Raw genomic sequence first — 9675 nt, forward strand, 5'->3', positions numbered from 1 at the left:
TTTACTACTTCGCTATTTTTTTAAGCTAAAAGTGTCAACACACCCCAGCTATTCACGTCACACTTTAAAATAAATTTTAAATCATTACCTGTTAAGTAGGGTCTGTTGACATTTCAAGTATAGAATTTACCCGATAAAGGTAGCCAAATAAATATACAAGCTAATGCAACTGCCCCCTCATAGCTACACTTTAGCTTATCATATCGTGTTGCTATTCCTCTGAACTGCTTTAACCTACAAAATGCATTCTCAACTAAGTGTCTGATTTTATATAAATACCAATCCATATGATCATTATTTGACTGAGTATTTGATTTTCTTGGAATATTCGCTTTAGTTTTTTTCACAGATATTTGTTCTCTTAATGATTCAGAGTCATATCCTTTGTCTGCACAACATACTTCCGTTTCACTCAAATCAAGTTTTTCAATCATTTTGGGAGCAATCTTGACATCATGTATCGTTCCATCGGAGATAATAATTTCGATTGGATTACCATCCGCATCAACAGCTAAGTGTATTTTAGAACTATTTCCACCAATGCTTTTAGAAATATCCTGATCTTTTATTCCAGCAGAATGTTGGTGTGCCCGAACATGACTAGCATCAATAAAAACCCATTCCATATCAGCATTTGAAGAAATTAATTTAAATATTTTCATTAACTTATCATTTTTACACCAACGATTATATTTTTTAAAGATTGAGTTATACGAACCAAATTCTTTAGGCAAATCACGCCATGGGCAGCCTGTTCTTATTCTATAAAGTATTGCTTCGACAAAATTTCTCAAATTAGATTTGGAATAGATATCAAAATTTCGGAAAATAGAAAGTAACTTAGACCAGTGTTGATCATTCAGCATTGTACGAGGCATAGCGAGAAGTAAATTTGGTTTGGCGATTAAATTTTACTTTCTCGCTATTTTTTTGAACAGAAAATGTCAACAGGCCCTAATTAAAACAAGAAATAACGCTGTGCCATTGGCAATAATTCTGCTGGTTCACAGGTCAAATGTATGCCATCTGCCCGTACTTCGTAGATTTCCGAATCAACTTCCATCACTGGTGTATAGGTGTTGTGCTTCATATCGGCTTTTGAAATATTACGTGTGTTTTTACATGCAGAAATGATTTTCTTCAGACCTAATTTTTCCGCTACACCATTATTAATTCCTGCCTGAGACAAGAAGGTAATACAGGTGTTATGCACACCGCGGGCATTTGCGCCAAACATGGGACGGTAGTGCACAGGCTGCGGCGTTGGAATGGACGCATTAATATCCCCCATTGGTGCTGCTGCAATCATACCGCCTTTAATAATCATGGCAGGTTTAACACCAAAAAATGCAGGTTTCCACAGCACCAAGTCTGCCAGCTTACCTTCTTCGACCGAGCCGACTTCATGACTCAAACCGTGGGTAATGGCTGGATTAATTGTATATTTCGCAATATAACGTTTAACCCGCTGATTATCGGTATGTGGCGTATCACCTTCTAGCGGTCCACGCTGCACTTTCATTTTATGTGCGGTTTGCCATGTACGAATAATCACTTCGCCCACACGCCCCATTGCCTGTGAATCAGACGACATCATGGAAATTGCGCCCAAATCTTGCAAAATATCTTCCGCGGCAATGGTTTCACGACGAATTCGACTTTCGGCAAATGCAACATCTTCTGAAATCGCAGGATCTAAATGATGACATACCATCAGCATGTCCAAATGCTCATCAATGGTATTAACCGTATATGGGCGCGTCGGATTGGTTGAAGATGGCAACACGTTGGCCTGACCAATAGCTTTTAAAATATCAGGCGCATGACCACCACCTGCACCTTCAGTATGATAGGTGTGAATGGTACGCTGTTTAAATGCCGCCAACGTTTCTTCTAAAAAGCCGCTCTCGTTTAAAGTATCAGTATGAATTGCGACTTGCACATCATATTCATCCGCGACAGTCAAACAGTTATCAATGGCAGCAGGGGTTGAACCCCAATCTTCATGCAGTTTTAAACCCACCACACCTGCTTCAATCTGCTCGCGGACAGGATCGGGCAAACTCAAATTTCCTTTGCCCAATAGCCCAATATTCATAGGTAAATCATCGATGGCTTGCAACATGGTCGCAATATGCCATGGTCCCGGTGTCACTGTGGTTGCGGATGTCCCTGCTGCTGGACCTGTTCCGCCACCAATCATAGTGGTTGTACCTGACATGAGTGCAGTTTCTACCTGTTGCGGGCAAATCCAGTGAATATGCGTGTCAATGCCGCCTGCAGTTAGAATTTGACCTTCCCCCGCAATCACTTCCGTGGCCGCTCCCAACGGAATGGTGATATTGGGTTGTATGTCAGGATTTCCCGCCTTACCAATTTTCCAGATACGACCATTCTTTAAACCGACATCGGCTTTCACAATGCCCCACCAATCGACAATAAGTGCATTGGTAATGACGGTATCGGCAACATCATCTGCCAACAATTGGGATTGCCCCATGCCGTCTCGAATGACTTTACCACCACCGAATTTAACTTCTTCACCATAAGTGGTCAGGTCTTGTTCGACTTCAATAAACAGTTCCGTATCCGCCAAACGAACACGATCCCCTACGGTTGGTCCGAACATTTCCGCATATGCACGACGTGACATTTTCATCATAGATTACTCTAAATTCTTAAAAGATTTTGATGGCCCGACTTAGTCAAGTTTCCCCATCACTCGACCCGCAAAACCATACACTTCACGCTTTCCTGCTAGTGCCACCAATTCGACATCTCGGCTCTGACCCGGCTCAAACCGTACTGCGGTGCCCGCAGCAATATTCAAACGGTAGCCTTTGGCACGCTCGCGCTCAAATTGCAAAGCATCATTGGCTTCATAAAAGTGAAAATGCGAACCAATTTGAATTGGTCGATCCCCAGCGTTCGCAACCGTTATTTTTAGGGTTTCACGTCCAACATTTAACTCAATATCGCGATCTGACGTAATTACTTCACCTGGAATCATCTTTATTCCTTATAGTTCTTTACATAATCGGTTGATGTACAGTCACCAGTTTTGAACCATCTGGAAAGGTTGCTTCAACTTGGACTTCAACAATCATTTCTGCGATGCCATCCATCACATCATTGCGGCTCAGTAAAGTCGTGCCGTAGTGCATCAGCTCGCTTACGCTCATGCCATCGCGTGCACCTTCAAGCAAGGCAGCAGAAATATACGCAATCGCTTCAGGATAATTCAGCTTTAAACCACGTGCTTTACGGCGCTCTGCAACCAAACCCGCGGTAAAAATTAAAAGTTTGTCTTTTTCTGTTGGATTTAATTCCATATCTTTTACCTATTTAAACGTGGAGATGCTTCGCTCATGAGCTATACATGACCAAAAATCGTTGTGTCATTTGGTCTTGAAATTACAGGCTAAAATGAATTTAAGTTCTCCAAATACGTGGGAATTCTTCATCCAGATCGTACCAATAGCGTCTTAATTTCGCTCTGATGGCAGCAAAAGCATCGTGACATTGCCGAACATCATTCCCCAAATAGCGCGCACAAATCACATCATCCAAAACCGTTAAGGTGACAGGTACATCCATACGCATCATCAGTTCACGGATTAAATCCAAATACTGTTCTAAATCTAGACTGGCACGATATTGCATGGGGGGCACGGCCCAGAAACTCCCCATCACAGATTGACCATGCATGCCTAGGCATGAACTTAACCAGCGGTCATTGCCCTTAAAACTTAAAGTATCTGCCACCAACAAAGTTTGATTACGGAACAATTTGAACTGGTTGCTATAGGCACCATCACTAAATTGCTCTTCACGTGCTTGGCGACCAATGACCAACATGTCCCAACCAATAAAACTGGCTGCATGATCCAAATGAATGATGGTTTCTGAATGCGCATTCGCACCATTAAACAGCATGGTTTCTTGCGGCAGCCATTCAAAAATAGCATCAGCATTCAAACAAATATTGATATGCTGATAGGCCTTTTTACCATTGGTTTTGTACCATTTACCTGCGCCCGGGGTGGTCACTAAGGCATGAGCCTGCGCATCGACAGACATATCAAAAGTCAGGTGATCCCCACCCGCAATGCCCGCAGGTGGATGCACAATAATGGCATGGCAAACCCCTGTTTTTTCAGGCCAAAGCATTTTTTGTACCCGAACAGGACCATAATGTTTGCGGTGATGTAACACCGTGCATTCAGGCTCTTTTTGAGCCTGAAAACCGAGTTCCAACTTGGCAAACCATAATTGAGCATCATGCGTTCGACTGACGGTTAAATCCTGCATGCTTCCTCTGCGTGATCAATACCAATAATTTGCTGTGCTGAAATTTGTTCATCAAAACGACCTAAAAATCATTAAGCCAAACCAATCAATGCAACAACTGCGGCAATTCCACCGACAATTTTCTTACCATGTGGCACATATTTTTGTACCAATGCACCTAAACCCAAGCCACCTGCGTAGATACAAGACATAGCAACAACCATGCCGAAGACTAAACCGATCACATGACCTGAATGACTCAATTCGGCACCATGCGCCATACCATGAAAACTTGCTAAAACCATAGTCGCAACTGCAAACAGTCGATTGGCTTTGGTCCATAGGGCAATGGCAAGAACAGATAAGGAGAAAACAATGCCGTATTCAGCAATATTTGCGGAAACGATATGCAACTGCCCAAGGCTAAAACCCGCAATCATGGCCACAACTAAACCCAACAATCCGCCTACTTTCCAACGATTAGCCGCTGACCACAGCAGCACACCAAAAGCGATTGCCATTGTGAGGTGATCAATTCCAGTAAATGGATGAATAAAGCCCGTCAAGAAACTATTCTGTTGTTCATGTCCGGGATGTGCCATTGCCCACATTGGAAAAGCTGCGGCGAAAGTGGCTAAAGTTCTTTTTAAATAAGTCATGGTGTTTCCCCGAATTAAGCTTTGAATAGACCTTGTTTTTCAATGAACGAAATAATAATTTCCAAACCTTCTTTGGTTTTCATATTGCTAAACAAGAACGGCTTATCGCCACGCATACGTTTAGCATCTTGGTCCATCACACTTAGGTTTGCGCCGACCATTGGTGCCAAGTCGGTTTTATTGATAATCAACAAATCGGATTTGGTAATGCCTGGACCACCTTTACGTGGAATCTTTTCTCCCCCCGCCACATCAATCACATACAGGGTTAAATCTGAAAGCTCAGGACTAAATGTCGCTGCCAAATTATCTCCACCACTTTCAATAATAATCAGCTCAAGCCCATCAAACTTTTCACATAAATCATCAATTGCCGCGAGGTTAATAGACGCATCTTCACGAATGGCAGTATGCGGACAACCACCTGTTTCCACCCCAACAATACGCTCTGGAGACATGGCTTCATTGCGGGTTAAAAAGTTTGAATCTTCTTTGGTATAAATGTCATTGGTGACGACAGCCATATTATATTTTTCACGCAAGGCCTGACATAAATTCAAGGTCAGCGCTGTTTTACCCGACCCGACTGGTCCACCAATTCCTACACGTAATGGGCTACGTTGTGACATGTTTTTTCCTCTTAAAATTATGATCTGAATAGTCTTGAATATTGGGTCTCGTGGTGCATACTGAGCATGGCATATTGCGGTAAAGCACTACTGATTTCTGTGTCTGGCAATGCCAGCGCACGCGTAATTGCTGCGGGAATAAGCGCATGTAAATGCCACAAAATACGCTGACCACTCATCTGTCCAAGCGGTACGGTTTTAACTGCCGCCAAGACCTGATTTTCTAAAAGGGTAAAGGTATAAGCCGTGAGTACTTCTGTTTGATTTAGCCCCAAGGTGCCACACAGGTTTCCATACACTGGAACAAAGCCCAGCTGTTTTTTCACTTTAACGGGTTGCTTTAATACGTCTCTAATCCATGCATTTAAAGAAAATGCCAACTGTTTCGATTCTGCCAGTAGCTCTTTACTCTCACGGCTGGCGCGGTAAAAGTTTGCCCAGTAAGTAAAATTTACTTCGTCATCACTGTATTGCATTAAACGTTTCAGCACTGGCAACTCAAAACGAACCAAGAGCATTTCCAGCACTTCTTCAAAATAAGCAATGCTGGAGGCTTCATCATGAATCAGCCCTCGATCAATGGCACTTTCCACACCTTGCGAATAGCAATATGCCCCTATCGGTAACGCAGTTGATGACAAGGTCAACAAGCTGAGTAGTTGTGACGGATTAGTGATGGACATGATGTAAAGTCTTGATTGGGCTTAAGCGATGATCATGTTGATGTTGTGCATAAGCACCGCTTTCTGGTTCAAAAGGATGATCTACCTCTGCAACGTTTAATCCCAAACCCACTACCATTTCAGCCAGTACATGATCTGGTTCGAAATATAATGCTGTTGGCGTCAACATTAAGGGAACGTGACGATTGCCGAGATGATATGCAGCTTTTAATAAATCAAATTCTTGCTGTGCCGAAACTTTCATCAGTTTTTCTGGTTTCGCTTCAACTTTAAGAATATTTCCGCTTTCCGTCGAAATATATGATCCACTGCGTAAAATGCCTGTGCGTGGCAAATCTGCACCAATATCTACCCCATTTTTTAAAGTTGCACGAAAACGGCTCTTTTGGCGCGTATCGAAAGTCAGCTCAATGACATCAAAGTCACAATTTTCTGTAACTGCTTCTAATCGTTGAGTATAAATTTCCATTTTTTCTCCATGCTTGACTTTGTTTTAGGACTGCTTTTGATTCAAATTGATTCAAAATATAAATCGCTTTCACAAAATGCACCACCCCAACGTTCAAAGCAATTATTGCGCCAATTTTTCTACATACACCACATTTAAGCGTATATATTGCTCAGAAACTCCAAATGAAAACTTCAAGAAAATATGATTTCTCATTTAAATGATGTCAGGACATTTAAGAAAAAAATAGCAGCTGTCGGGTTATTTGAGATGGATGTTGTATCCACTCTTTGGATTAGAATAGATTTTCCCGCACTTTTTCTAGAGTTTTCCCCAATAAATATTAAAAAACCCTGATGCAAAATCATCAGGGTTATTGATTTGATCGAAATTCAGCTTATTAAAAAGCAGATATCTGAAAAATCATTTATTTTTCCAAAGTCTTACATAGAGAACAAATAACACCTTTGTGCTTATGTGAATACATAATATCAGGTCTTTCATAATCTTCATCACATGACACACAATGATAAACTGTTGCTATAGGTAGCCCAGTAGCATCATAACGTGGTTCTTTTACCCCATCATCTGTAGCTTTAATATAATATTTTCCTTTCGTAATTAAACCCATGATTGGGGTCAAAACAAAGCCCAAAATCAGAGCAATTAAAGGTGAATATGGCATTAGAAATTCACCCAACATGCCAAAAAAGGTTGCAATGGAGACTCCTGCAGCGACAAGAAATGACACCATACCTACTGGGTTTATATTATAAAGCATATCACGGCGATATTCTGGTTCTTTTGGAGAGAGCTTCAGTAAGTATTTATTCACTGTGATATCAGTCGCTACAACCACAACCCATGCAATGGCAAAATTAGAATAAAAACCTAAAATCTTACCAAGCACTGCGAACATATTACCTTCCATCAACGCAAGAGCAATTGCAAGGTTAACCAATACAAATACAATACGACCTGGATAATGCTTGCTGATACGTGTATAAGCACTGGTCCATGCCAATGAACCCGAATATGCATTTGTTACATTAATCTTGATTTGTGAAATAACAACCAAAATTACCGCTAAAGTAAGTGCAAACCAACCTGGAAGCATATCATGGAAAGCTGCGTTAAACTGTTGTACAGGTTCCGTGCTATCCACCCCAGGAATTTTAGTCAGCAAATAAAAACCAAGGAAAGCACCAATAATTTGTTTGATTGCGCCTAGAATTACCCAACCTGGACCCGCTGAAATAACAGCTATCCACCACGATTTGCTATTTTCTTTAGTTTTTGCAGGCATAAAACGTAGGTAATCAATTTGTTCACCAATTTGCATAATTAAAGATAAACAAATTCCAGCACCCAACATAATTGCAGCCACATCTATTGCTGCAAAACCACCATTTCCAGCATAAGCAGCGAATTGACTTACAAGCTCAGGTTCTTGATAAATCAAATAAGCAACAGGGCCAATCATTAAGATCAACCAGATAGGTGTGGTCCAAACTTGTAAAGTACTTAAGGCTTTCATCCCATAAATGACCAATGGAATAACCATAATAGTAGAAATGAGATAGCCCATCCATAAAGGAATTCCGAGCCCAAGCAATAAGCCTTGAGCCATGATAGAACCTTCGAGAGCGAAGAAAATAAAAGTAAAACTTGCAAAAATAATACTCGTCAGTACCGATCCAAAATATCCAAAACCAGCACCACGCGTAATCAGATCTAAATCGATATTATAGCGAGCTGCATAATAAGCTAATGGAAGACCTGTTAAAAAGATAATAAGTGCAGCAAATAAAATAGAAAAAATGGCATTCGTTGTCCCATATGTCATACCAATGCTAGCACCAATCGAAAAGTCTGCCAGATATGCAATACCTCCTAATGCCGTAATTGCGACGACTTTAGGACTCCAACGACGGAAACTATATGGAGCATAACGTAAAGTATAGTCTTCAAGTGTTTCGTTTGCAGCAGAAGATGGCTTTTCAATAAAAGTATCTTGCATAGGTTGATTTTGCATACCAAAAAATATCTCTGAGTTTCATACTTCTCACAAAAAAGCAAAATTAATGCCAACTTTTAATTTTTCTATCAAATTTTTAGGATTTAGCCCAACATGCTACAATCATATTGTTTTATAAGCATAATCTTTTCAACATATATATCGTGTCGTACATACCTAGCTGATCACGACTGACTGTACTAAAACTTTGCAACCGCCAAAACTTTTCTGCCGCAGGTAAAAATGGATCCGTATGCAAATATAAATGCTGAATATTTTGTTGCTGTGCATATGCAAATAACAACTGGCAAAGCTCTGTCGCGATTCCCTGTCTACGATACTCAGGCAATACAAAAATCAATTGCTTGGTTTCCTGTTTATACTCTTCCACAGGAACTAACCAAATTCTCTTTAACGCTTGTAGCTCTTCCGATGTTTCATGATCCATTTCACAAAGGCCTTTAACTGCTTCTTTTTCTAAAATCATGCGCAAATCAAACAGCTCATTATAAAACTTAAAATCCAAGGGTTTGACTTCCCACCCCCTACGGAAATGTACATTAACGTAGTCTTCTTATTCTAAGCGATACAAGGCCTGACGAATGGGGGTACGGTTAATTTCCTATTTTTCTGAAATATCTGATTCAGTAAAACGTTGTGCAGGTTTAAGCTGAAAACGGCTTTGTTGCACAAACCTACCGATAAGGTCTTATTCCGCAGTATAATTCCTAGATGAATAAACCTACACCCAAAATCTTTCGTACAACTAATTGGTCCACATATAAGCGCGCCTTAATTAATCGAGGCAATATTTCCATTTGGTTTGATCCTTTGACTCAATGGTATGCTCATCCATAAGCAAAACATGGACGAAATCAAACTTACTCCGATACGGCTATTCAATGCTGCTTAATGATCAAATCTTTATTTAATAGGACTTACGCATTGA

At 40.7% G+C, this 9675-nt stretch carries 11 protein-coding genes and 1 pseudogene; 1 reads left to right on the plus strand and 11 read right to left on the minus strand.

What is annotated here, in order from left to right:
- Positions 1-113: 113 nt before the first annotated feature.
- The 11 genes from B3Q46_RS03410 to B3Q46_RS03460 form a co-directional block, all read right to left on the minus strand.
- Positions 114-878, minus strand: a complete 765-nt coding sequence (locus B3Q46_RS03410) for an IS5 family transposase (protein ID WP_004693281.1) — start codon at positions 876-878, stop codon at positions 114-116.
- Positions 879-958: 80 nt separating this feature from the next.
- Positions 959-2659, minus strand: a complete 1701-nt coding sequence (gene ureC, locus B3Q46_RS03415; RefSeq protein ID WP_026056539.1) for an urease subunit alpha — start codon at positions 2657-2659, stop codon at positions 959-961.
- A 42-nt stretch (positions 2660-2701) separates the two neighbouring features.
- A complete protein-coding gene (locus tag B3Q46_RS03420) occupies positions 2702-3010 on the minus strand; it encodes an urease subunit beta (RefSeq protein ID WP_005100595.1) in 309 nt (102 codons plus the stop codon).
- A gap of 19 nt (positions 3011-3029) precedes the next feature.
- Complete coding sequence (gene ureA / locus B3Q46_RS03425; protein WP_000422459.1) at positions 3030-3332, minus strand: urease subunit gamma; 303 nt, start codon at positions 3330-3332, stop codon at positions 3030-3032.
- 100 nt (positions 3333-3432) lie between these two features.
- Entirely contained in the window at positions 3433-4311 is an 879-nt protein-coding gene (locus tag B3Q46_RS03430) for an urease accessory protein UreD (RefSeq protein WP_005100596.1), read from the minus strand.
- A gap of 71 nt (positions 4312-4382) precedes the next feature.
- Positions 4383-4949: a HupE/UreJ family protein gene (locus B3Q46_RS03435; protein WP_005100597.1), complete on the minus strand. Its 567-nt coding sequence runs from the start codon at positions 4947-4949 to the stop codon at positions 4383-4385.
- Positions 4950-4963: 14 nt separating this feature from the next.
- Positions 4964-5578, minus strand: coding sequence for an urease accessory protein UreG (ureG, locus tag B3Q46_RS03440; RefSeq protein ID WP_005100598.1), 615 nt, complete (start codon positions 5576-5578; stop codon positions 4964-4966).
- Positions 5579-5595: 17 nt separating this feature from the next.
- Entirely contained in the window at positions 5596-6261 is a 666-nt protein-coding gene (locus tag B3Q46_RS03445) for an urease accessory protein UreF (protein WP_005100599.1), read from the minus strand.
- Complete coding sequence (ureE, locus tag B3Q46_RS03450) at positions 6248-6730, minus strand: urease accessory protein UreE (protein ID WP_005100601.1); 483 nt, start codon at positions 6728-6730, stop codon at positions 6248-6250. Before ureE ends, B3Q46_RS03445 begins: the two co-directional genes overlap by 14 nt.
- A 406-nt stretch (positions 6731-7136) precedes the next feature.
- Positions 7137-8744 (minus strand): purine-cytosine permease family protein, encoded by a 1608-nt coding sequence (locus B3Q46_RS03455; protein ID WP_005100602.1) that lies wholly within the window; start codon positions 8742-8744, stop codon positions 7137-7139.
- A gap of 115 nt (positions 8745-8859) precedes the next feature.
- Positions 8860-9252 carry a GNAT family N-acetyltransferase gene (locus B3Q46_RS03460; RefSeq protein ID WP_005100604.1) on the minus strand — a complete coding sequence of 131 codons (393 nt, stop codon included), beginning with the start codon at positions 9250-9252 and terminating at the stop codon, positions 8860-8862.
- A gap of 206 nt (positions 9253-9458) precedes the next feature.
- Here B3Q46_RS03460 and B3Q46_RS03465 point away from each other — a divergent pair.
- Positions 9459-9675: pseudogene (locus tag B3Q46_RS03465) on the plus strand (transposase); the annotation flags it as partial.

The sequence above is a fragment of the Acinetobacter sp. UBA2581 genome, from assembly GCF_002339435.1.
Lineage (GTDB): Bacteria > Pseudomonadota > Gammaproteobacteria > Pseudomonadales > Moraxellaceae > Acinetobacter > Acinetobacter variabilis.